We start from the raw sequence: 22,189 nt of genomic DNA, 5'->3' as shown, positions 1-22,189 counted from the left end.
TTGTGGATGCACAAATCTATAACATTTGGCTCTTAGTACAGGCCTAAATTCATGAAGTTTTGCTCAAGAGGTTTCCGAATAATTCGATCGGTAAAGATTGGCTTGATTCATAATGGAAGATTCAATAGCTTGAGATTCAAGGATATATTAATAAACACATTTACACTACTATGTCGACACAACACATTACACTCTCCAAGAAGCTTATGAGCTTTGCCGATGCCGATACTGGCTCTGAAAAAAAGGGCTTTGTCGAAGCTGGAGATTACTCACTCTTATCTTCTAAACTGAATTTCCCCAGTGAAGATACTGACTATGCTCAGATAGAAACTGCTGGAGGAAAGGTCTGGATCTGTACCCGATGGAAGCAGAACAGCTATACCCAAACTCATGATTCCCCCGCGAGGCCATCGGAAGATCAGCCGGCAAGCCTGCTTGATGCCATAGGTGCAGTATCTCGTATTAATTTCGATAATGATGACAAGGCAGTTGAAGAGTCGAATTTAGTAGCCATTGTAAAAGACTACGATGGGTTTGCCTACGATCTGCACCATCCTGCATATCCATATGACCTTAAAGGAGTTAACCTTCCCATAGCCCCACCAAAACCTAAACAGAATAACTGTTGCACATTTGCAGAAGGATTGATCGTTAAAGCATGGTCAGATAAATTCCCTGATTTTGAATGGAACAATCATCGTCATGGACAAATGATGATCTTTTCTACTGATGACTACTTCTCACCCGTTACTGCGGCCGTTGAAAGCGGTATGGGGGATATGGTTGATGATGTCGAAGCAGCACCCGCGCCATGGACGCTGGTTCAGGGTTGGAAGTCCAAAAAGTCTGATGATATACCTGGTTCAATGTGGTCAGGTGGGCATACCTTTATTATTGTTGATCATCACCCCGAGACCGATAAGATTTTGACCTTGGAGTCAAACCAAGCTTTTGGCTTAAACGGAGTGGGCTTTCGGAAGATCGGTATGGCATCTGCCTTTAATCACCAGCCACCAGCCAATTGGTGGGACTTGCCCGGTGTTTGGACATGGGCGCAGATCAAGAACAGCTATAAAGCAAGGGCAATGGCCACTTTGAAGGTGAAAGGTAGAAGCTGGTCAGGTCTATCTTGACCAACTTCTATTGACATTATTCTGAGTTTAATTCGTGATATTATCTTTTACGTCATAGGTGATGTAAGCAGAGCTTCCCCAGTCGTAAGTCACCTTTTTGGGTAAGTTAAAATCATTGTATTCATAAGAATAGTTGCAAGGATTGCATGCGAGATCTAAGAGGCCAGAGTAGTCCTTATACCTTGCTTGGGCAAGGTTGTTCCTATTGGCAAGACTAATTTCATAATCACTGAAAAATGGATTACCCAGCTTATAATTTGGGTAGTTATCATACTGATAAAACACTTCATACATGAGTGCATCTCCGTAAGAATGCTCTGTTTTCACCACATTTCCATTTTCCCAGTAGAACCGATTACTCACCTCCGTATCCGGAGAAGTGGGGTTGTAAGAGGTTCTTGATCGCAATGTTCCATCATCATTATAGGTGTATTCACTCACCCAGTTAGGAGCCATAATGCCTCCATAAGCATAAGACGAATACACCTTGTGAATTTTACCATTGCCGTAATAAGTTAAGGAGTCTTGTCTATGTACGGTGTCTGTCGATTGGTAACTATAAGTCTTAAATGCTAATTGATTATTCTCATAAAGAAAGTTCGTTACCTCTATGTATTCATTTGACCCAACATTAGCATTGATGTCATTTATTACACTGACGAGTTTTCCATTGGTGTTATAATTGAAATCCTGAACCTGACGCTGATCGCCCTGTTCAATTACAATCTTGGAAACGGTGAAGTCCGCTACTCTGGAAGGATCGATTTCGTTTTCGCAAGCCCAAAAGCTTAAGAGGAGGAGGGTGAGGAGTAAGTGTTTTTTCATTTTGTGGTTGTTTCTGCCTTCTTTGACACAGCCTATGAGGTGGAGGTTGTAACCACTCCTTCAGCACCTTGTTTAGTTTACATATTCTTGCTTCTTCACCAATGCAAAATGATCACCTTCAATTGGTAAGTATCCATACTCGTAGCAAAAATAATAAGTAGCTCCAGCCTTGGTGGTATAGGTACTCGTATGGTAGTTAAAGTCAAAACCTTTTTCGGTCAGTTTGCTGCGGGTTGTTTTAGACTTTCCATTGGGGTTTAGCTCTTCCAGAATGCGTCTGTTCCTTCTAAGAATATTGTGGACATTCCTGACGTAGTTATTGCTGTCAGAATTCTGCTTGTTATTGAAAGTGTTGCGGCATTGATCGTCACAAAACTTCTTGTCTATTCTCCCATAAACAGGTTTTCCGCACTCGAGACACAATCTTTCTTCCATTTTTACCATTTGTTTACGAGTTCACAAGTTATTGAAAAACAGCGAGATATTCAATTACAAACGTTTACAAACGAATGTTAATCGGTTACAAGCGCTTAGCAACCGACTTTACTTTTTGGGCTGCCCTTACTTTGCCATTGTCAATTCGAACAAAACGAAACGGACGTCAAATTGAATGTTAAACACTAAATTTTATAATCATGCAAAATCTTAGAAATCGTGTACAGTTAATCGGAAGACTTGGTCAAAATCCTGAAACAAAAACTTTGACTTCAGGTAAGTCACTTACCACATTCTCTATCGCCACCACGGACAGTTATAGAAACTCAGATGGTGACAAAGTTGAAGAAACTCAGTGGCACAATATAGTAGCATGGGGCAAGGTAGGAGAGATCGCTGCCGAGTACCTGACCAAGGGGCAAGAAGTTGCGCTTGAAGGAAAGCTCACTCATCGCTCTTATGAGTCAAAAGAAGGTGACAAGCGATACGTTACAGAGATCAACCTCAATGAACTTTTGATGCTAGGTAGCAAGAAGTAAAACTCGTAAAGAGCCTTTGGTCAAAGGAGTGCTTGATGTTCAAGTGCTCCTTTGTTTTTTGTCATTATTTGAAACTCGAACTTTTGGAATGCTTCGGTTAAGCCAAGCCGTACTTCGTTCTTTTTCCCTTGATTTAGAAAAGAATATTCAATGGAATTGAAGACCAATTTCTTAATGTCCTGATAAGATAGTTCCGGTAAGTACTGAAGGGCGAGTTGATACTGATTAGTTAAATCACTTCTCAGAATACCAGGGTCGTCAGAACTGATACAAACAGGGACTTCCGAGGCCAAGTACGCTTTGAGCGGATGAGTAGCGCTGTCACTTTCGAGTATTACCTGATTGGTTTCAATGTTGACTTCAACGGCTACTCCCTTGAGCCTCATAAGCTCTAATGTCTTTTGTGGATCATCCTGCTGCATTATGTCAAAGCCATGCCCAATTCGGCTCGCACCGGCAACGCTGACTGCTTGATGAATATGGCCATTGATTGGTTGATTGGTATCATTTAATTCTCCAGCATGCAGGGTCAAACTAACCTCAGGATATTTCGACTTTAAGAATCGAAACATCGCCATATGGGTCGAGTAGTTTTCAATTGAAATTGCATCATCTTCTGGTGCTACAAAGTTGACACCCACCACATGATCGGAGAGGAGTGCTGTTTTGAATGCCAGCATTAGGTGACTGAAAATGACTGCTTGATCTGGAATGATTCGCATACCGACAGTCTGAAAGCTTAATGTAATCCCGTGGGTATTGATGTTTTGCATCCAGTGGTCCATTACTTCTGCATTGTAATCCGCCCAGGCGTCTACACCTTTTTGTTCCAGATAGTCAAACCATTCTGCTAGGTGATCTTTTACTGAAATACCGGGGTTCCACTCTTTTCCCTGAGTCAAATCAGCAACCTGTTTCATTATGCTAGGTATACCGACCATAGTTTCGAGGTACTGAATATTCTCGGCTGCAGCGGTTTTACAAAGTTTGGAGAGCAACTCCACTTCATTCCCTGACATGGCCTCTTCAAACTTTTGAAAGGAATTAAAGAAGTGATCTCGCCCCTTTACTGAATCAACCTTGTGATTTCTCATAGACCAGCTGTCAATTATAAGGTCTCGACCAACGGGTGACTCACTGAGGTACTGATTGATATTCAATACGTTTGAGTCGTTATGAGCCTTGGCTACTGATTCCGTTGCGTAAAGTTGGAATGTGTGTGGGTTGATTAGGAAATCTTTTTCAATAGCGATTTTTAGATAATCCTCTGCCCAGATGGCACCTAAGGCATGATGGTGAATATCTCCACCCTTTGGCATTGCCCATAGGAATTCTCTGAGGAAATGCGCTTGATCCTTTATTTGATCGAAATAGGTTTCAGTTGCCTGTTGTGATGTTGTGTAGTGAGTCTCCTTAGGTGCTGTAGTGCAAGCCGATATTAAAGTCATTTGTAGTAGCAGTGTTAGTCTTTTCAAGTGCGTTTAAATAGCTAATTCATCTACAAAATTCTGAAAATGTATACTAAAATCTAGAGAATGGATATTTATTAGAGATTATTCCTATAATTTATTTCTGAATAGGAATTAGTACTTTTGAAGGGTAAATCAAGTGCTTGAATAAGGAAAAAACACCATGGCAGTTTTAGATAAGATAGATCGAAAAATATTGAGGTTGCTTCAAGAAGATGCCAAACTCAATGTGAAGGACATCGCCATTCGACTCAATTTGACCAAGACACCTATCTATGAACGGATCAAAAGACTCGAACGTGAGGGTATTATCGACAAGTATGTAGCGATAGTAAACCGAAAAAAATTGGCACCATCCATCCTTGTCTTTATTTCTGGTAAGCTAGAGGTGAGCAAATTTGAACAGACCGAAGAATTTTATAATGGCATTATGAATCTTCCTGAAGTATTGGATTGCTACCTGATGAGTGGTGAGTATGACTTTCTATTGAAGGTAATGGTGAAAGACTTAGATGACTACCATGAGTTTTACTCCAAGCAACTTTCGCAAGTACCTAGGGTTAGTTATGTCAGTAGCTCTTTCGTTCTGAATGAGGCGAAGCGTTCAACTGTTTTACCTGATTAAAAAAATGGAACACTAGCTAGGCAAGTGTTCCATTGATGGCATCAAATGCTTTACACAAAATGATGGCTGTAGTTAATGTAAAGAAGGCCCAAACGATCCAGTGTCTTTTTCCACCAGATCTGATTCGCCTTCTCCTTTTCTCTCGGTGATTCAGGGAGTCATTCGCTGAAGTCATAACAGTAGTCTTAGTCAGCTACTAGAGCAACAAATGACTTGCCAAACCTCTAAAACAGTCAAAATGTGTATTTCAGGATGCGTGAGTATCCCATATTGGGAATCTCTTCTAAATAAAAAGTATGTGAATTGGGATTCTACTTCTTCGATTCTTCGATGATCGCATAGATGATTGCGACAGCCGCAAGGCCGAGACAAACCCAACCAATAAGGCTGGTGCCATCCTTAAAAGCAATGTAATAAAGGGCTGCGCCTGTGCCACCACCTAAGATTGGTCCTACTATGGGTACCCAGCTGTATGACCAATTCGAGTCCCCTTTGCCTTTGATAGGAAGAAGGAAGTGAGTTAATCGCGGTCCGAAATCTCTTGCAGGATTGATTGCGTAACCAGTACTGCCACCCTGAGCCATGCCTATAATGACGATTAATCCGCCTACCACTAATGGGTTGAGTCCTTCTGTGAATTCATTAGCGCCAATCATCATCAGACCAAAAACAAGAACCATGGTACCCAGCATCTCACTGACCAAATTAGATCCTCTTTGATCGATGGCACCAGAAGTACAGAAAACACCCAGTTTAGCACCTTGATCTTCCGTTTTACGCCAGTGTGGTAAGTATTGAAGCCAGGTAAGTGTAGCACCTAACATGGCACCTAATACTTGGGCAATGATATAACCTGGGACAATATTCCATTCAACTTCTCCAGCTATGGCCAGTCCAATCGTCACAGCGGGGTTGATATGTGCTCCACTGATTTCTCCTACGGCATAGATACCAAATGTTACGGCAAGTCCCCAGCCAATGGTGGTGATGATCCATCCTGAATCTTTGGCATATGAATGATTGAGTGTAGTGGCCGCATTAACACTATTACCAAAATAAAGTAGTATGGCGGTACCAATAAATTCTGCAAGATAAACTGACATGAGCTTCGAAAATCGTTGGGTAATGATACGATTTAGGAGGGAATAAAAAAAGGCATCAGGATGTCGCACCGCTCAACCGCTTACCCTTGCTCTGTTCCCAGCCTGGGGGATTCAGCAGGAGCTGGTCGCATCCCTTTGCCGGGCACAAAGGTATCAAGAAATAGTTAAGGGGAAAGCTAGTTTTTTAGAAATTTTCAGATTTAAAAATACCCAAAAGTGGGTATTTTTTTAACCAAGTATTTAAATCTAATTTGTGTATACACACACGATTCTTCGCCATTCGGTGGAGCTTTACTGACAAAGAGAATTTTATTTTTTACACCATTAAACAACTATTGTTATGTTTAGACTATTATTGAACACATCTGACGATGTCGTAGAATTGAGATCAACTATAAACAGCCAATTGGCTAACTTAACGGACCCAGATCCAGACCCAGAACCGGATGCTACTGACGATGATGGCGGAGGGACAGGAAATCCAGGTTCAGGTAATGGGCCAGGTAAGACGAATGGATAAAAGACTTTTCATAATTAGCTTCTTCATAACTCTGTTCGTTGGGAACTTGTTTGCCCAGACCGAAGAGTTAGAGAAGTTGAGAGTTATTGGAGAAAACTACACGGCAGAATCTAAGTATGATTCTGCCCTGTTTACGTTTCAGAGGCTTGACTTAGAAGCAAAAAAAGCCGAAAATGTCCCGTATCAGGCAGCGGCAGCAATGGGGCTCGGGAGACTTTATGGTACGACAAAGAAGGCTGACCTAGCCATTGAATCATATAAAAAGGCCAACAAACTTTCCAAAATAAGTAATCTTCCCAAGTATCAGAACTCTTCAATTTTTGGTGTTGGCACAGGTTTCCAAATCATTTGGGAGTTAGACTCAACGGAAATTTGGGCAGCTGATTCAGCCCTCTATTATTACTCCTTGACGAGAGATGGTATGATTGAGCTCGAGCAAAAAGAGGAAGTCGCCATTTTACTTTATAACACCGCTCTCATTAATACTGCTCAGGGAGATTATCTTTCGGCTAAGGACAACTTAATCAAGGCTGTTCGGTTCGACACAGAGATAGAGAACTCTTATGGTCTCTCTAGTGAACTTAGACAATTGGGTCTAGTAAACTATAGGCTGTCTCTTTATGACAGCGCTGAGTACTATTATTTGAAAACTCTAGCTATTACCGATTCATCTAATTTCGTGGATAAGGGACTTCAGGTACTGAACAATCTTGCGGTCCTATATGAGTCTCAAAAGAATTATGAGAAGGCAATTAGTTACCGGAAGAGGTATTATGATGATTCGAAAAATATTTTTAGGCTCGACTATCAGGACAAGTTGCTTGAGTTAAGACAGCAATACAATATGGAAGAACTAGAACTCAGAAATGAGTTGCAAGAAAATAGGATATTGGTTCAGAAACGATCACAGCTTTTAATCCTGATTATTGGTATTTCCCTTCTTGTAATAATCTCCATCTGGCTCTATATCGTTGATCAGCGCAGAAAGACTATCAAGGCTTTAGCCGCTAAGAATGATGAGATCAATAAGCAGAAAATTGATGAGCTGTTACAACACCAGGAAATTGCTTCACTTCAAGGAGTTTTAGAAGGTCAGGAAACAGAAAGAAAGCGTGTGGCTATTGATCTACACGATCGCTTAGGGGGTATACTATCTATGGTAAAACTCCATTTTAGTGCCGTAGAAGAAAAAATTGATCCAGAAAATCCTACTAAGGAGAAGTTTTTAACCGCCTCTGAGTTGCTTGATTTAGCGGCAGGAGAGGTAAGGAATATTTCCCATAATATGATGTCAGGTGTTTTGGCCAAGTTCGGGCTAATTCCTGCCTTAGAAGACTTGAAAACGAGAATTTCAGAAACCGGCAAGCTGACAGTGAATTTATACACCAGTAATATCAACGGGTCGCTGGATGGGGAGCAGGAGCTTCAACTCTATAGAATTGTTCAGGAACTTATGAGTAATATACTTAAGCACTCAGACGCCACTGAAACCAACATCCAGTTGAATGAGAATGAGGATAGTGTTAACTTGATAGTTGAAGATGATGGGATTGGGTTTAATCCTGAAAAGCTGGATGTAAATGCAGGTATTGGTCTAAGTAATCTAAAGGCCAGAGTGGCTAAACTCAATGGTACCTTGCATATTGATTCTGGCCTTGGGTCAGGCACCACCGTTTCCATCGATATTCCAATAGAAGATGATTAGAGTTTTTATCGTTGACGATCACCAGGTAGTAATTGATGGCTTGTCTTCCATTCTTTCGGATGATGACAATATCCAATTCTGCGGTAGTGCGCAAAATGGTAAGGAAGCTTTGCATCAATTAGAATCCGTTTCTCCAGACGTTTTATTGCTTGATATCAATATGCCCGAAATGGATGGTATTGCAGTGATCAAGGCACTCAGGGCTAAAGAAGACAAGACCAGAATACTGGTGCTGACCATGCACAATAACCCTCAATTTACTAAGCAATTGATCCAGCTAGATGTAGAAGGTTGTGTATTGAAAAATGCAGGTAAGAAAGAGCTTATTCAAGCCATCAGTGATGTAAATGATGGTGAGCGCTATTATGGCAAAGATGTAACGGATACACTATTTGCTGATGTAAAAAAGACTGAAAAGGCTGTTGAAAAAGTTCAGCTGACTAAAAGAGAAGTCCAGATTATTCGTTTGATCGCCTCAGAATATACTACCAACGAAATTGCGACTGATTTGGCAATTAGTACTCATACTGTTGATACACATCGAAAGAATATTGTCAGTAAGCTTGCTGTAAAGAATACGGCTGGATTGGTGAAGTTCGCGATTGAGAACGGTTTGATCTAATCGGCTTTTCGTTCAAAGAAATCCTTCTTCATATATAGCTGAAACTCCAAAGGACTGCTCTCCTTGAACTCATCTACTTCCAAATCTTCATAGATGTCTTCGTCAAATTGCATATCGGTTTTCTCTACTTTTTCATCTGGGTGAATAATGAGTTCAACACCCGTAAGGTCGATTGGATTAACAGCTACTAATACCTGATAATCTTCAAATACACGTTTAAAGTATTTGTAAACGATGGCATCCTTTTTACCCATTGTTCAACGGTTTTATTTTTTCTAAGCGAAGCTTTAAGTAGAAAACTAAATAGGCAGCGGCAATTCCGATCAAACCACCCATAATAATGTCTCCAGGGAAATGAACACCCAGGTAGACTCGACTGTAAGCCACAAGTGCTGCCCATGGGATTAATAGCCAAATGTATTTCAGTCGATCTTTGAGCAATAGCCAACAAAATATGGCTACAGCAAATGAGTTTGACGCATGGGAGGATGCAAAACCATATTGACCCCCACAACCTTTCAGTAAATGAACACTGTCTGCTAACTCTGGGTCGTAGCAGGGGCGCAGTCGACCTACCCAGGGTTTAAGAATTCCTGAGGCTACCTGATCACTTATTAAGATCAATAGTCCAATGCCTATTAGGGTGAAAACCAAGTTGCCTTTTTCGTGCTTAATCAAAAGGTAGATCAGGAGTGCGTAGAGCGGAATCCAAATCCATTTGTCGCTGATCCAAGGCATTAGGAAATCAAAAAGGTCGTTGTGAGCTCCGTTGAGGAGCTTAAAAAGTGACTTGTCCCATTGTTCTAGCCGGTCGATCATGCTGTCCAGTCAATGCCCTTTTTAAGTAATCTTAAAGTATCTGATTCCATCGATTTGGTAGGTGGGTCATAGTCATATTCCCAACCCGCTTCAGGAGGTAGGCTCATAAGAATCGACTCTGTTCTTCCATCTGTTTCTAGTCCAAACTTAGTGCCTCTGTCAAGAACCAAGTTAAACTCTACATATCTACCTCTTCTCAATCGCTGCCAATTCTTTTCTCTTGAACCGAAAGGCTTGCCCGCATTTTTGGACATAAAATGAGTGTAAATAGGGGCAAAGCAAAGCCCTACATCTTTTACAAAGTTGAAGATGTCTTCCTTCGTGTGCTCTTTATCTTCTGATTTATGATCGAAGAAAATGCCTCCTATTCCCCGTGTTTCCTTGCGGTGTTTGATGTAGAAGTAATTATCCGCCCAGTCTTTAAATTCTTTATAGTAGAAAGAGTCATGTTTATCACAAACCGCCTTCAATTTCTCGTGGAAGAAACTTGCATCGTCATGATCTACGTAGTGAGGGGTTAGGTCAATTCCACCACCAAACCAGTAGGTGCCTGTAGACATTTCGAAGTAGCGAATGTTCATGTGAATGATAGGCACCCATGGATTTTCAGGATGTAATACAATGGAGACTCCTGTTGCAAAGAAGTCACCTTCCGTTAGGCCGAAAGATTTTAATAGTTTTTCAGGCGTCTTACCATGAACTTCAGAGAAGTTAACACCACCTTTTTCAATGATGTTGCCATGTCGTAAAACTCGACTTCGGCCACCACCGCCACCAGGGCGAGTCCACTTATCCTCTTGAAACTCTCCAAGGCCATCAGCCTTTTCTAATTCTGTACAGATATGATCTTGAATATTCTTGAAAACACGAGCTATATGTTCTTTATCGATCTGCGGCATGATGCAAAAATATCAGAATATTCTGATGGTAAATTAAAAGTGATGAAAAGCTAAACTGTATACCCATTCTGGGAGTTATTAAAAAGATAACCTAACGATCGGTAGGTTTTTCTATTAGCCTTTAAATTATTGATTATTTTTGAATCGAAACGCCAATTACTCCATGGAATTGACTAAGGACAAAAAGACAAGCACTTCTAAAAAGAACGACATCAATATTCCTAAAAAGACCTTAGAAAAAGCATATCGCCTTATGCAGACTGCTAAGAATATGGCAATTCTCTATGATGAGAACCGCGCTGTATGTAGCAAGTATGTCCATAGTACTTCTAGAGGCCACGAGGCTATTCAACTAGCAGCCGCTTTTCAGCTGCAAGCCTATGATTTTGCAGCTCCCTACTATCGCGATGAGTCTATTCTATTGGGTATAGGCATGCAGCCTAATGAGTTGATGCTTCAGTTGATGGGTAAAAAAGACGATCCGTTTTCTGGCGGTAGAACTTATTACGGACATCCATCTTTGAGAAGAGAAGGATTTCCGACCATTCCGCATCAAAGTTCTGCAACGGGTATGCAGGCGATTCCAGCTACAGGTATGGCGCATGGGCTTCATTACTTGGAGGAACAAGGGCTGTTAGCTTCGAACAATAAACCTGTTGTCCTATGCTCATTGGGTGATGGTTCTGTAACGGAAGGAGAAGTTTCAGAAGCCATGCAAATGGCAGTGCTGCATAAACTACCTGTCGTTTATTTAATACAAGATAATGATTGGGGTATCTCGGCCACTGGCAAAGAGATGCGTGCCATGGATGCTTATGAATTTGCTGCTGGTTTCAAAGGAATGGAACGCATGCGAGTTGATGGTGCTGACTTTGCTGCTTCTTATGAAGGAATGAAAAGTGCCTTTGAGTATGTACGTGAACACAGAGCTCCAATTCTAGTGCATGCCAAAACCCCACTTCTGGGCCATCATACCTCAGGTGTTAGAAAAGAGTGGTACCGAGGAGATTTTGATCTGGAAGATCACCAGAAATCAGATCCAATTCCGACTCTAAGAAAGGCACTTAAAAAATCTGGCTATAAAGAGTCAGAAATAGTGAAGTTGGAAGATGAGACAGTCGTTTTCGTTCAAGCGGAATATGCTAGAGCGCTCAACGGAGATGATCCAGATCCTGCGACAGTACTCGATCACGAATTTGCTCCTACACCAATTACCGAAGAGAAAGGACAGCGCAAGCCGAGAGGTGCTGAAAAAGTGGTAATGGTAGATGCTGCATTGCATGCAGTCGATGATATTTTAAGAAATAATCCTGAAGCCTTGTTCTACGGGCAGGATGTAGGAGGTACACTAGGTGGTGTCTTCAGAGAAGCTGCTACGCTTGCTCAGAAATATGGAGATAGTAGAATTTTCAATACACCTATTCAAGAAGCTTATATAGTTGGATCGACTGCGGGAATGAGCGCTGTGGGTGCCAAGCCGATTGTAGAGATACAGTTTGCGGATTACATCTGGCCGGGTATTAACCAATTGGTTGAAGAGCTATCAAAAAGCTGTTACCTGTCAAATGGTCAATTCCCGATTCAATCCTTGATTCGTGTGCCGATAGGTGCCTATGGTGGGGGTGGACCTTACCACTCTGGATCTGTAGAGTCAACCTTACTGAATATTCGAGGTATTAAAGTGGTTTACCCATCCAATGCTGCCGATATGAAAGGTCTGATCAAGGCTGCTTTCTATGATCCTAACCCAGTGGTTATGCTGGAACATAAAGGACTTTATTGGTCGAAAGTACCAGGAACTGAGGAGGCCAAAACCTTCGAACCAGATTCAGAATATATTATTCCATTAGGCAAGGCTTTAGTGGCGCAAGAGGCGTCTGAAGAAGCTATAGAAAATGGTGAGTCTTGTGCTGTCATCACTTATGGTATGGGAGTCTATTGGGCCAAAGCTGCCAGTAAAGCATTTAAAGGTCAGGTAGAAATCCTTGATCTGCGAACACTTAATCCATTGGATTGGGAAGCTGTAATGGCTTCTGTGAGAAGGCATAATAAGGCTTTGGTGTTAACGGAGGAGCCGTTGATGAATTCATTTGCGGAGTCATTGGCAGGTAGAATCTCTCAACATTGTTTCCAAGAATTAGACGCTCCGGTTATGGCCTATGGTGCTGAAAACCTTCCGGCAATAGCTCTAAATGTAGACTTGGAAAAGGCTATGTTACCTACACCAGATAAAGTAGAAAACGTTATTGGTAATCTTTTGAATTACTAGAAAGCGTAACCCACAGCAATGTTATAAACCGTTTGGTTCGGTCGTTTGAAAAGACCTTGCCAGCGCTCACCTTCTGGGAACCTTGGGTCTTTGATTTTATGACCGACATCTAGTCTGAATACTAGAAAAGAGAAGTCGAGTCTGACTCCTATACCTGCGCCAATAGCCAATTCCTTATAAAAGTCATTGACATCGAATTTTGCGCCTTGCGAGATCCGAACTACTTCGCCCGGAGCTGGTGTTTCAAATTCTCTTAGTCTCCAGATGTTACCGGCATCGATAAAGACAGCCCAGTCTAAAAAGCCGGAAATCTTGGCTCTGTATTCTGCATTCATCTCTATAAGTACTTCACCTGGCTGCTCAAATTGATAGCTGTCGGCCCCAGTTCGGTTAGGCTTGAGCTCTCCATTTTCCAATACATTTTGACCGGTATCGTCTAACTCATAAGGAAAGGCTGACCCTGGTCCTAGACGCCTAGGGCTCCATGCTCGGTTACTACTGCTGCCCCCAGCGAAGAAGTACTTTTCATAGGGGAGGGCATTGTTTCCACCATAGGGGTCGGCAATACCTCCATTGACTCTAAAAATGACAGATTTATTGATGCCCAAGGGTACCTGTCTTCTGTAGTCAACTTGAACCTTGTAGAACTGATAGTTTTCAAGATCATTATTCTCCAAGAGGCCTCTTCCTACAATGTCATAGATAGTTCCTCCTGACTCAAGGAAGAACCTGAGGTAACTCGATGGGTTAACTGGGTCGCCATAGTCATAATTATAGGTGGCATTGAACGAAGAACTTGAAACGAAAGATCGATTAAAAGAGAAGGCCAGTGTATTGCCCTGTAAGAGTAAATCATCTAGTTGTTGCTGGAAACCCGAGGCTGAATCAATTTCCGTATCGATCAGACTTATGTCGGCTAGGTTGAAGGAATAACTTTTATTGCCTTTTAGGTTTTGCCAGGTATAAGCAAAGCCCCCATTGAGATTACTTCTGACATATTCAGGCCGATCTGTAAAGTTGAAACCAAGAGAAACCCTAGTTCTGGGGTTGAAAGTAATCTTGTTCAATCCACGCGATCTAAATGGAGTGATAAACCTTGGGAAGGTAAGAGAAGCATTAGCACCATACTGAATGGTTCGAAGTACCTGGTTTTGGGCTGATGCCGTACTAACACCGTCCAGACCGGCAAATATTCCGATTTCTAGAATTTCAGAGCCAAGAAAGATGTTTCTATTCTTAAGACTCGCATTGTACAATGGACCAGGGAGTCCTTCTGTCACGTTGAAGCCTAGCTCCTGTGTCAATTGAAACTTTTGTAATGGTGCGGTGTAGAGGTTGGCGATAAACTTGCCAGAGACAATTGAGGTGTCAAAATTACTGTTCACGAAGCGGAACATATCCATGTTGAGCAATTGCCTTTGAGTATTTTCTATATCGGTGAAGTTGTATTTCTGACCTGGCTCAAATCTCAGTCGGGCATCGATCGATTTTGGGGAATAATTGAAGTTGCCATAGTTGTACTTAATTCCGAAGTAGTCTTTGGTACCGGATATTGGATCGTTCCCATTGGTATTAATGATAATAGAGTCTAATCGATAGGATTGATGAGCATCTTGACCGGCTGGTTTGTTGATAATAGTGACTACCCAAAGATCGGTTTTGGTGGGGTCTTCTAAAATCTGAAATTCTATATAGCCTTTGTTGAAGCCGAAGTATCCATTTTCAATCAGTAATAGATCGATTCTATCCCTTTCAGCATCGAGGAGGGTTCGGTCATAGTAAGATCCTTTGAGAAGGAATGACCCTGACTGATTAGCCTCGAGTAACGCGGTGAGTTTAGGATCTCCAGTACGTGTGATCAAACTATCGATGGTATTCCTTGGGCCAGTGTCTATCTGGTAAGTCAGTGAGATTTTACGATTCCTTTCAGTTGTGGTGGTAGTGACATTTGATTTTCTAAAGCCCTTTGAGTTAATCAAGAAAGAGTTAATACGCGCCTTAATTCCCTCCACCGTGGAACTGTCGTATATGGATAAAGGACTTCCCGTTTTCATTCGAAAATTCCCGTCTTTGATTTTTCTATCGAACCGCGCGATTTTCCTCTTCTTCTTGGCTTCAAGTTTCGAGGTGCTTTTCTCTGCTGCTGCTCGCTCTTCGATTTTACTATCAATTCTTGCGATTGCAGCTTTTTTCGTTCGATTTAACTGTGCTGTGTCGAAGCTATCTTCGCCTTTTTCATAGAGTGCAGCGCCTAAAGGACCAATTATTGGAATACGTGTATTGGGCTTAAGAGGGATTAATTCGTTGATCTCTGCTTCAAGGTTTTTATCAACGCCTTCAATCTGTTGTTTGTAAAGCCATTTTTCCCCATCTTCCAAATGCCTGACTCCAGAGCAGGCGTAAAGGAGATGCACCAATAAGAGAAAGAGAAAAAAACGAGTGCCTGACTTCACGAACAAGTAAAAATATGCTTTCTAAACGATTAAGTAAGTACTTTAAATCTCTGCAATTAAAGAAATATCGACTGCAAGAGCGAAAGTTTTTGGTTGAAGGTGCTAAAGGGGTTTTGGAGGTACTCAAGTCCGATTTTCAAGTTGCTACTTTGTTGGCAACGCCAGACTTTCTGAGTACGCTTGATCCCTCCTTAAGAACTACGACAAATGAGATCATCGAATGTAAAGTCGCTGACCTCGAAGCGGTAGGTACGTTCAAGTCCAATAACGCGGCTATTGCTATTGTCAGTATACCAGAACAGGCTTCAATAAGTATTCCCAGTAATGAATTGAGCTTAGCGCTAGATGATGTGAAAGATCCGGGCAACTTAGGAACGATCATTCGAATTGCCGATTGGTATGGTATTAAACATATCTTCTGCAGCCCTGAAACTGCCGATTTGTACAATCCAAAAGTCATCAACGCTACCATGGGGTCGTTCACGCGAGTGAGTGTCCATTATGCCAATCTTGTCGGTTTAATAGAGTCTTCGGGTGTTCCCGTATTTGGTGCCTTGTTAGATGGAGAATCTATCAGAGAGCGTAAGTTAGCGGCAAATGGGTTACTGGTTATGGGTAGCGAGTCGCAGGGTATTAGTGCATCGTTAAGGCCTCTCGTAACTGATCCTATCTATATTCCGGGCAGAGGAGGAGCAGAGTCACTCAATGTGGCTGTCGCGACAGCTGTGATGTTGGATAACTTCTTCCGTTAGAAAAGTGATTCGCCACTTTCCTGACTGGCTTCTTCCATTAGAGCTTCGGCATTTTCTTTGCCCAAATATCTGTCGATAAAATAATGAGCAACATAAAGAAGTGGGGTTAGCGCAATGGCTATTAAGAACTTGTAGATGTAATTGGTAGTGCCAACCGCCAAGACCTGACTCAGTGACCATCCACCGAGGATATAAAAGGCAACAATCAAAACCACGAAGCTGTCAATCAGTTGAGAGATAAGAGTAGATCCAGTCGCCCTAAGCCAAATTTTATGTTTACCGGTCATTTTTCTAAGCCTATGGAAAACATAAACATCCACAAACTGACCAATCACAAAGGCTACTAACGAAGCGAAAATTATGTTTAAGCCTTGGGTTAATACCTGCTGGAAGGCATAATTAATATCAAAAGGCGCCCCATTCTCATCAGTACCAAACACGCTCAACCAAAAGTCCGCTGGTACCAATCGCATGGCAAGGTAAATGGCTATGAATGCATAGGTGATCAGTCCAACAGTAATGAAGGTAATCTTTCGAACTCCCTTCTTTCCAAAGTATTCGTTAATGATATCGGTTGTTATGAAAACAATCGGCCAAAGGACAACCCCAGCGGTAAGATTAAACTGAAGCACAAAGTCTCCAAACATTGGAACGTTTAAGGGATCGTATCCTAAGGTCTTTTCAACCGAGAATATCTTTCCTCCAATCAATTCAGCGATCAGCGCATTCGTAATAAAAATCCCGCTAAGGATAATAAAGAGATTTGTTTTCTTATCGCTGAGAATTGACTTCGCCATGGATTAAAGGTCTAGTATAAATTCCTCGCCTTCAAGGGCCAATTCAGAGTTTTCGAAGACGGTTTGTGCTTCATCTCGAATAGGTTCTAGTTCTTTATATCGAACTGAGAAGTGCCCTAAGATCAATTTTCCAACTTCCGCTTTTTTGGCAATGGTCGCTGCTTCTTTGGCAGTACTATGGTAAGTGCTGCCAGCTCGGTCAGCATGTTCTTCTAAGAAAGTGGCTTCGTGATACAACATATCTACTCCCTTGATTATTGGGATAATAGATTCATCGTATTTCGTGTCTGAGCAAAAGGCGTATGAATACGACTTCCTTGCTGGGAGTGTGAGTGCAGCGTTTTTGTACTGCAAGTTGCCATCGTCATCGAAGATGTCCTCTCCGTGCTTTAGACGAACAATATTTCTTATGGTAAAATCATCTGGAAGAACTTCTTTCTTAATTCTTCGGTTTTTCTTCTTCTCAGCAAAGAGGTAGCCGCAGCAGGGGATGCGGTGGTTTAGAGGGATGCTCGTGACCTGCACAAAGTTGTCTTCATGAACCACTTTGCTTTGGGTAGTATCCACTTCTACAAAGTTGATTTCATAGTTAAATACTGTTTGAGAGTATTTAAGCTGCATGGTGATGATTTCCGATAGGCCTTTAGGCCCATAGAGGTTCAGTTTCTGGCTTCTACCCATGAGATGCATGGTAGACAGGAGCCCCATCAGTCCAAGATAATGATCACCATGAAGGTGCGAAATGAAGATGTTGTTGATCCGCTGTGCGCGAATTTTATATCGCTTAAGTTGAAGCTGAGTCGCTTCACCGCAGTCCATCAGGTAATACTTGCCCTCAATGTTAATGAGTTGGGCAGTGTGATGTCTGCGATGAGCGGGAGCAGCGGAATTAGAGCCTAATATTTTTACACGTATACCCAAAGCGGAGCTTATTCTTCTCCGTCTTCTGGGCTATTGGCAAGTACTAAATCCTGAGCTGCTTCGTCACTAGCCAAAATGGTCAGTACGTTGTTCAACTGAGAAATTGTCAATAGCTTATCTACAAACGGAGTGATTTCTGTAAGTATGAAAGCACCACCGTTTTCTGCATATGCTCTATTACCTGTCAGCAAAGCACTGAGACCAGATGAATCGGCATATTTGGTTGTGGAAAGGTTCAAAATTAGATTTTGAGTTCCTTGTGCCTGTAGCGAAACCAGTTCTGATTTCAGGTCTGGAGACAGGGTGGAGTCGAGTTTTTCTTCCTCGAGCTTGAATACTGTATATAGGTCTTGTTTATCTATGCTAAACTTCATAATGTCTGTTATCTATTCTGTAGGTAATTAGTAATGTTATTCTCAATCCTATCGAGTAAGTTTTGGTTCCCATCTTTTTCAAATGATTCACCAGTCACCTTCTCGAAGAGTTCAATATATCTTTCGGAGATAGAATTTACAACTTCGTCAGACATTTCCGGAATTTCTTGTCCTTCCTTGCCCTGAAAGCCATTCTCTATCAACCATTGTCTTACAAACTCTTTTGAGAGCTGTTTTTGTTTTTCATTGTTTTGTTGGCGCTCTTCATATCCTTCTTTGTAGAAGTACCTGGAAGAGTCTGGCGTATGAATCTCATCGATTAGAATGATCTCTCCATTCAATTTTCCAAACTCATACTTGGTATCAACCAAGATTAATCCTTGGTCAGCGGCCATCTCAGTGCCTCTAGCAAAAAGAGCTTGGGTGTAAGCTTCAAGCTGCTCGTATTCGTTCTCAGCTACAATACCCTGCGCTAGTATCTCTTCTCTAGAAATGTCCTCATCATGCCCCTCCTTTGCTTTTGTAGTTGGTGTGATAATAGGCGAGGGGAGTCTGTCATTTTCTTTGAGGCCATCGGGCAGGGACACGCCACAAAGCGTTCTCTTACCATCCCGATATTCTCTCCAGGCATGGCCTGCTAAATACCCACGGATGACCATCTCTACCTGATACGGATCACATTTAAGACCAACACTAACGCTAGGGTCGGGACTTGCCGAAATCCAATTCGGAACGATGTCACTTGTTGCTTTTAGAAACTTGGAAGCGATCTGATTAAGTACTTGTCCTTTAAAGGGAATCGCCCTCGGTAGCACTACATCGAAAGCAGAAATTCTATCAGAAGCTACCATCACCAAAAGGTCCGAGAAGTAATATATGTCTCTTACTTTGCCTCGATAAAAATCTTGTTGATTTGGAAACTGAAAGTTGGTTTCCTTAATGCCTTCAATCATCGGGTAAAAATAGTCAAAAATTGAATCTAGGCATTCAGGAAATTAATTTTCTGAGCTACTCATGAGGTTGCCCCGGGAATAGTTTTCTGTCTTAATGACTTTGCCCTTTGTATCGTAGTATTCCCAGTTACCCTGTCGTACATCATACAGGTGGTTTCCCTTGATTTTCACTTTCCCGTTTTCGTAATACTCATAGTAGCGACCTGATTTTTGACCATTTAAAAGTTTGGTTTCAGTACGCTTTTTCTTGCCAGGGTAGTAAGTGATTTCAGATCCGGTCTTTCTGCCAAACTTATAAGGAACAGTTTTCTCCAGAACCCCTTCTATCGAGTACATCTCTACATTGCCGTTGATTACATCTTCCAAGTATGGGGATGATGTTGCCAACCGACCATTTTCATAATAGGTCTTCCATGCTTTGTTTTTTCGACCGTCCTTGTAGAATTGCTCAGTTTTGACCTGACCACTTTTGTAGTATTCGGTGAGCTCACCATCCTTGGTGATTTTTGTATAGTTTTCGAGCCACATTAGTTCGCCAGTAGGGTAGTAAACATAGTTCTCTCCAATTTTGGCACCTGTCTGGAAATTGAAAACCTCTTTTTTTGCACCGTCATCGTAATAAGTCTTTCGAATTCCAGTCTGAACCCCTTCATCATAGAAGCCTTCGTCAATGAGTTGTTCTTTAGTGTTGTAATGGGCATATGGGCCTGTTTTATAACCCTTCACATATTGATAAGTCCATTCTTTGACTCCATTGCTATAATATGTTTGGTAAAGACCATTGACAACTCCTTTTTGGTAGGAGAATTCGGCCGATGTCTGGCCGTTTTGATAGTAAGTTATTGCATCGCCCTCCTGAGTGCCATTAAGGTAATTGAAGGCTTGCTTTAGTTTGCCGTTAGCAAAGTATTCTTCGGCACGTCCATTGGGAGTACCTTCTTTGAACGCTGTCTTTGTTTTTATGGAACCATCTTCGAAATAGCCATTTACCAATCCATTGAGCTTACCGTCAACGTATGCTCCTTTTTGAATAGGATTTCCACTTTTCGAAAGGATCTCAAAGGCACCAGTTTTGACCCCTTGCTGATAGGTAGTCTTAGATAGCACGTTGCCATTTTCATAGAACTCGGTAAAAACTCCATTGGGCTTTCCTTGTACAAACTCACCTTTCATGGCCACTGTACCAGCTTGGAAGTACTTGGTATAAGTACCATGGATAAGTGAAGAATCACCATTGAGAATGGTATACACTTCTTTTTTTACTCTGTAATCAGGTGGATAATAAGTGGTGATTTGTTCTTGTGCTACAATGCTCGTAGCACTCAATAGAAGGAGTAGGGTGTAGATGTGGTTGCGCATAAAAAAGCCTTACGTAAAATTACGTAAGGCTTTCACAAATAGTATGTTAATCTTATAATTTCTCAACAACCATGGCAGAAGCACCACCACCTCCGTTGCAGATACCTGCAACGCCAATTTTGCCATCATTTTGATCTAATACATGGCAAAGTGTTGTGACAATTCTGTTTCCAGAAGCACCAAGCGGGTGACCAAGTGCTACGGCACCACCGTTGATATTTACTTTAGAAGCGTCTAACCCTAACTCTTGGTTGTTAGCGATAGCAACTACAGAGAATGCCTCGTTAATTTCATAATAGTCAACATCATCCTTACTCACACCTGCCATTGCCATCGCTTTCGGAATTGCCTTAGCTGGTGCTGTTGTAAACCATAGTGGGTCTTGAGCTGCATCAGCAAAGCCGATGATTTTAGCCATTGGAGTAACTCCGAGTTCTTCCGCCTTTTCTTTGCTCATTAATACCATAGCAGAGGCACCGTCATTGATAGTCGAGGCGTTTGCGGCAGTAACCGAACCCTCTTTGTTAAAGACAGGACGTAGGTTTGGAATCTTTTCGAAGATGACGTTATTGAATTCTTCATCTTCTGTCATCATCACGGGGTCGCCTTTACGCTGAGGAATGGCAACTGGAATGATTTCGTTCTTGAACTTGCCAGCAGCCGTAGATGCTGCGGCTTTTTTGTAAGAGCTAATCGCATATTCATCTTGTGCTTCACGAGAGATGTTCATCTCTTTTGCTGTGTTGTCCGCACAATTCCCCATTGGGAATTCATTGTAAACCTCCCACAAGCCATCTTTGACTAGGCCATCAACTAGTTCACCATTACCATACTTGTAACCATATCGTGCTTTTGGAATATAGTAAGGTATGTTACTCATGCTTTCCATACCACCAGCAACTACTACATCATTAGCGCCAACCATAATTGACTGAGCAGCTAACATTACAGATTTCATGCCTGAGGCACACACCTTATTGATAGTTGTACAGGGTACATTGTCACCAATGCCCGCACCCAGTGCAGCCTGACGAGCAGGTGCTTGACCTAGACCGGCCGACACAACATTACCCATTAAAACTTCTTGTACTTGATCTGCGGCTACATTGGCTTTTTCTAAAGCACCTTTGATCGCAAACGATCCTAATTGAGTGGCTGTAAAACCTGATAATTTTCCTCCAAAGCTGCCGATTGGGGTTCTAGCAGCTGATATTATGTATACTTCCTTCATTGAATATTAGTTTACCTAACGACTGTTAGCAAAGTTAATCAAAGGAACGGGAATACCATGCGAGAAGTTCCGTTGTTTGACGCAGGATGGAATGATGAATGTTTAATTAAGAATTAAGAATTAAGAATTAAGAATTAAGAATTAAGAATTAAGAATTAAGAATTAAGAATTAAGAATTAAGAATTAAGAATTGTTCTTTTCTAGAAGTCAGAAGTCAGAAGTCAGAAACTCTCTCGAATGTTTAATGAATAATTAATAATGAATATTTGTGAGAGGTTATGAAGTCACGATCTTCACCTAATCACCTAATCACCTAATCACCTAATCACCTAATCACCTAATCACCTAATCACCTAATCACCTAATCACCTAATCACCTAATCACC

23 protein-coding genes are annotated in these 22,189 nt (G+C 41.7%); 8 read left to right on the top strand and 15 right to left on the bottom strand.

The genetic code is table 11. The features are described 5' to 3' along the window. The first annotated feature begins 170 nt into the window (after window positions 1–170). Window positions 171–1,133: a hypothetical protein gene (locus tag J4E76_RS07675; RefSeq protein WP_208502813.1), complete on the top strand. Its 963-nt coding sequence runs from the start codon at window positions 171–173 to the stop codon at window positions 1,131–1,133. Between the two features lie 27 nt (window positions 1,134–1,160). Here J4E76_RS07675 and J4E76_RS07670 read toward each other — a convergent pair whose 3' ends face one another. Then, complete coding sequence (locus J4E76_RS07670) at window positions 1,161–1,958, bottom strand: hypothetical protein (RefSeq protein WP_208502811.1); 798 nt, start codon at window positions 1,956–1,958, stop codon at window positions 1,161–1,163. 72 nt (window positions 1,959–2,030) lie between these two features. Further along, complete coding sequence (locus J4E76_RS07665; protein ID WP_208502809.1) at window positions 2,031–2,393, bottom strand: hypothetical protein; 363 nt, start codon at window positions 2,391–2,393, stop codon at window positions 2,031–2,033. 200 nt (window positions 2,394–2,593) lie between these two features. Between J4E76_RS07665 and J4E76_RS07660 the strand changes: the two genes are divergently transcribed. Continuing rightward, window positions 2,594–2,932 (top strand): single-stranded DNA-binding protein, encoded by a 339-nt coding sequence (locus J4E76_RS07660; protein WP_208502807.1) that lies wholly within the window; start codon window positions 2,594–2,596, stop codon window positions 2,930–2,932. Between the two features lie 20 nt (window positions 2,933–2,952). Here J4E76_RS07660 and J4E76_RS07655 read toward each other — a convergent pair whose 3' ends face one another. After that, window positions 2,953–4,380 carry a hypothetical protein gene (locus J4E76_RS07655; RefSeq protein WP_208502805.1) on the bottom strand — a complete coding sequence of 476 codons (1,428 nt, stop codon included), beginning with the start codon at window positions 4,378–4,380 and terminating at the stop codon, window positions 2,953–2,955. A 184-nt stretch (window positions 4,381–4,564) separates the two neighbouring features. Between J4E76_RS07655 and J4E76_RS07650 the strand changes: the two genes are divergently transcribed. Next, on the top strand, window positions 4,565–5,026 hold the full coding sequence (locus tag J4E76_RS07650) for an Lrp/AsnC family transcriptional regulator (RefSeq protein WP_208502803.1): 462 nt from the start codon (window positions 4,565–4,567) through the stop codon (window positions 5,024–5,026). Between the two features lie 16 nt (window positions 5,027–5,042). Here the strand turns inward: J4E76_RS07650 and J4E76_RS07645 are convergent, their stop codons facing one another. Together J4E76_RS07645 and J4E76_RS07640 are read right to left on the bottom strand one after the other, a co-directional pair. Continuing rightward, a complete protein-coding gene (locus J4E76_RS07645; protein WP_208502801.1) occupies window positions 5,043–5,201 on the bottom strand; it encodes a hypothetical protein in 159 nt (52 codons plus the stop codon). Between the two features lie 136 nt (window positions 5,202–5,337). Beyond that, the gene (locus J4E76_RS07640) at window positions 5,338–6,129 is read right to left on the bottom strand and encodes an MIP/aquaporin family protein (RefSeq protein WP_208502799.1); all 792 of its coding nucleotides are present in this window, start codon (window positions 6,127–6,129) and stop codon (window positions 5,338–5,340) included. 340 nt (window positions 6,130–6,469) lie between these two features. Here J4E76_RS07640 and J4E76_RS07635 point away from each other — a divergent pair, with 340 nt between their 5' ends. The 3 genes from J4E76_RS07635 to J4E76_RS07625 are packed head-to-tail and all read left to right on the top strand — an operon-like array spanning window position 6,470 to window position 8,976. Next, a complete protein-coding gene (locus tag J4E76_RS07635) occupies window positions 6,470–6,649 on the top strand; it encodes a hypothetical protein (protein WP_208502797.1) in 180 nt (59 codons plus the stop codon). Beyond that, on the top strand, window positions 6,642–8,354 hold the full coding sequence (locus J4E76_RS07630) for a sensor histidine kinase (RefSeq protein ID WP_208502795.1): 1,713 nt from the start codon (window positions 6,642–6,644) through the stop codon (window positions 8,352–8,354). Before J4E76_RS07635 ends, J4E76_RS07630 begins: the two co-directional genes overlap by 8 nt. Continuing rightward, window positions 8,347–8,976 carry a response regulator gene (locus J4E76_RS07625; protein ID WP_208502793.1) on the top strand — a complete coding sequence of 210 codons (630 nt, stop codon included), beginning with the start codon at window positions 8,347–8,349 and terminating at the stop codon, window positions 8,974–8,976. Before J4E76_RS07630 ends, J4E76_RS07625 begins: the two co-directional genes overlap by 8 nt. On the opposite strand, the gene J4E76_RS07620 is transcribed toward J4E76_RS07625, so the two are convergent. From J4E76_RS07620 to hemF, 3 genes are read right to left on the bottom strand one after another with little or no spacing between them, the layout of a single operon-like run. After that, window positions 8,973–9,230, bottom strand: coding sequence for a hypothetical protein (locus tag J4E76_RS07620; protein ID WP_208502790.1), 258 nt, complete (start codon window positions 9,228–9,230; stop codon window positions 8,973–8,975). The two genes, J4E76_RS07625 and J4E76_RS07620, sit on opposite strands and share 4 nt — an antisense overlap. Further along, window positions 9,223–9,795 (bottom strand): phosphatase PAP2 family protein, encoded by a 573-nt coding sequence (locus J4E76_RS07615; RefSeq protein WP_208502788.1) that lies wholly within the window; start codon window positions 9,793–9,795, stop codon window positions 9,223–9,225. The genes J4E76_RS07620 and J4E76_RS07615 overlap by 8 nt, the downstream gene beginning before the upstream one ends. Further along, the gene (gene hemF, locus J4E76_RS07610) at window positions 9,792–10,694 is read right to left on the bottom strand and encodes an oxygen-dependent coproporphyrinogen oxidase (RefSeq protein WP_208502786.1); all 903 of its coding nucleotides are present in this window, start codon (window positions 10,692–10,694) and stop codon (window positions 9,792–9,794) included. Before hemF ends, J4E76_RS07615 begins: the two co-directional genes overlap by 4 nt. 163 nt (window positions 10,695–10,857) lie before the next feature. Here hemF and J4E76_RS07605 point away from each other — a divergent pair, with 163 nt between their 5' ends. Next, window positions 10,858–12,963: a thiamine pyrophosphate-dependent enzyme gene (locus tag J4E76_RS07605; protein ID WP_208502784.1), complete on the top strand. Its 2,106-nt coding sequence runs from the start codon at window positions 10,858–10,860 to the stop codon at window positions 12,961–12,963. Here J4E76_RS07605 and J4E76_RS07600 read toward each other — a convergent pair. Then, window positions 12,960–15,416 (bottom strand): BamA/TamA family outer membrane protein, encoded by a 2,457-nt coding sequence (locus J4E76_RS07600; RefSeq protein WP_370592800.1) that lies wholly within the window; start codon window positions 15,414–15,416, stop codon window positions 12,960–12,962. The genes J4E76_RS07605 and J4E76_RS07600 overlap by 4 nt on opposite strands. 14 nt (window positions 15,417–15,430) lie before the next feature. Between J4E76_RS07600 and J4E76_RS07595 the strand changes: the two genes are divergently transcribed. Continuing rightward, a complete protein-coding gene (locus tag J4E76_RS07595) occupies window positions 15,431–16,168 on the top strand; it encodes an RNA methyltransferase (protein ID WP_208502780.1) in 738 nt (245 codons plus the stop codon). Here J4E76_RS07595 and J4E76_RS07590 read toward each other — a convergent pair. The 6 genes from J4E76_RS07590 to J4E76_RS07565 are packed head-to-tail and all read right to left on the bottom strand — an operon-like array spanning window position 16,165 to window position 21,803. Continuing rightward, a complete protein-coding gene (locus J4E76_RS07590) occupies window positions 16,165–16,965 on the bottom strand; it encodes a queuosine precursor transporter (RefSeq protein WP_208502778.1) in 801 nt (266 codons plus the stop codon). The two genes, J4E76_RS07595 and J4E76_RS07590, sit on opposite strands and share 4 nt — an antisense overlap. Before the next feature lie 3 nt (window positions 16,966–16,968). Continuing rightward, on the bottom strand, window positions 16,969–17,886 hold the full coding sequence (locus J4E76_RS07585) for a ribonuclease Z (protein ID WP_208502776.1): 918 nt from the start codon (window positions 17,884–17,886) through the stop codon (window positions 16,969–16,971). A gap of 8 nt (window positions 17,887–17,894) precedes the next feature. Continuing rightward, window positions 17,895–18,260, bottom strand: coding sequence for an STAS domain-containing protein (locus J4E76_RS07580; protein WP_208502772.1), 366 nt, complete (start codon window positions 18,258–18,260; stop codon window positions 17,895–17,897). Window positions 18,261–18,268: 8 nt separating this feature from the next. Next, the gene (locus J4E76_RS07575; RefSeq protein WP_208503489.1) at window positions 18,269–19,210 is read right to left on the bottom strand and encodes a phosphoribosylaminoimidazolesuccinocarboxamide synthase; all 942 of its coding nucleotides are present in this window, start codon (window positions 19,208–19,210) and stop codon (window positions 18,269–18,271) included. Between the two features lie 45 nt (window positions 19,211–19,255). Then, complete coding sequence (locus J4E76_RS07570) at window positions 19,256–20,572, bottom strand: toxin-antitoxin system YwqK family antitoxin (protein ID WP_208502771.1); 1,317 nt, start codon at window positions 20,570–20,572, stop codon at window positions 19,256–19,258. Window positions 20,573–20,624: 52 nt separating this feature from the next. Then, window positions 20,625–21,803 carry an acetyl-CoA C-acyltransferase gene (locus J4E76_RS07565; RefSeq protein ID WP_208502770.1) on the bottom strand — a complete coding sequence of 393 codons (1,179 nt, stop codon included), beginning with the start codon at window positions 21,801–21,803 and terminating at the stop codon, window positions 20,625–20,627. Window positions 21,804–22,189 lie beyond the last annotated feature (386 nt).

Origin of the sequence: Roseivirga sp. E12 (assembly GCF_017592825.1) — a bacterium.
Lineage (GTDB): Bacteria > Bacteroidota > Bacteroidia > Cytophagales > Cyclobacteriaceae > Roseivirga.
This window is presented reverse-complemented; position numbering and strand designations above follow the sequence as displayed.

What these genes read in the sequence shown, in the direction of transcription:
- J4E76_RS07660 (WP_208502807.1), top strand. Translation starts at nt 2,594, where the DNA reads ATGCAAAATCTTAGAAATCGTGTACAGTTAATCGGAAGACTTGGTCAA.
- J4E76_RS07675 (WP_208502813.1), top strand. Translation starts at nt 171, where the DNA reads ATGTCGACACAACACATTACACTCTCCAAGAAGCTTATGAGCTTTGCC.
- J4E76_RS07605 (WP_208502784.1), top strand. Translation starts at nt 10,858, where the DNA reads ATGGAATTGACTAAGGACAAAAAGACAAGCACTTCTAAAAAGAACGAC.
- J4E76_RS07620 (WP_208502790.1), bottom strand. Translation starts at nt 9,230, where the DNA reads ATGGGTAAAAAGGATGCCATCGTTTACAAATACTTTAAACGTGTATTT.
- J4E76_RS07630 (WP_208502795.1), top strand. Translation starts at nt 6,642, where the DNA reads ATGGATAAAAGACTTTTCATAATTAGCTTCTTCATAACTCTGTTCGTT.
- J4E76_RS07640 (WP_208502799.1), bottom strand. Translation starts at nt 6,129, where the DNA reads ATGTCAGTTTATCTTGCAGAATTTATTGGTACCGCCATACTACTTTAT.
- J4E76_RS07590 (WP_208502778.1), bottom strand. Translation starts at nt 16,965, where the DNA reads ATGGCGAAGTCAATTCTCAGCGATAAGAAAACAAATCTCTTTATTATC.
- hemF (WP_208502786.1), bottom strand. Translation starts at nt 10,694, where the DNA reads ATGCCGCAGATCGATAAAGAACATATAGCTCGTGTTTTCAAGAATATT.
- J4E76_RS07580 (WP_208502772.1), bottom strand. Translation starts at nt 18,260, where the DNA reads ATGAAGTTTAGCATAGATAAACAAGACCTATATACAGTATTCAAGCTC.
- J4E76_RS07570 (WP_208502771.1), bottom strand. Translation starts at nt 20,572, where the DNA reads ATGCGCAACCACATCTACACCCTACTCCTTCTATTGAGTGCTACGAGC.
- J4E76_RS07595 (WP_208502780.1), top strand. Translation starts at nt 15,431, where the DNA reads ATGCTTTCTAAACGATTAAGTAAGTACTTTAAATCTCTGCAATTAAAG.
- J4E76_RS07645 (WP_208502801.1), bottom strand. Translation starts at nt 5,201, where the DNA reads ATGACTTCAGCGAATGACTCCCTGAATCACCGAGAGAAAAGGAGAAGG.
- J4E76_RS07635 (WP_208502797.1), top strand. Translation starts at nt 6,470, where the DNA reads ATGTTTAGACTATTATTGAACACATCTGACGATGTCGTAGAATTGAGA.
- J4E76_RS07650 (WP_208502803.1), top strand. Translation starts at nt 4,565, where the DNA reads ATGGCAGTTTTAGATAAGATAGATCGAAAAATATTGAGGTTGCTTCAA.
- J4E76_RS07670 (WP_208502811.1), bottom strand. Translation starts at nt 1,958, where the DNA reads ATGAAAAAACACTTACTCCTCACCCTCCTCCTCTTAAGCTTTTGGGCT.
- J4E76_RS07625 (WP_208502793.1), top strand. Translation starts at nt 8,347, where the DNA reads ATGATTAGAGTTTTTATCGTTGACGATCACCAGGTAGTAATTGATGGC.
- J4E76_RS07655 (WP_208502805.1), bottom strand. Translation starts at nt 4,380, where the DNA reads ATGACTTTAATATCGGCTTGCACTACAGCACCTAAGGAGACTCACTAC.
- J4E76_RS07565 (WP_208502770.1), bottom strand. Translation starts at nt 21,803, where the DNA reads ATGAAGGAAGTATACATAATATCAGCTGCTAGAACCCCAATCGGCAGC.
- J4E76_RS07615 (WP_208502788.1), bottom strand. Translation starts at nt 9,795, where the DNA reads ATGATCGACCGGCTAGAACAATGGGACAAGTCACTTTTTAAGCTCCTC.
- J4E76_RS07665 (WP_208502809.1), bottom strand. Translation starts at nt 2,393, where the DNA reads ATGGAAGAAAGATTGTGTCTCGAGTGCGGAAAACCTGTTTATGGGAGA.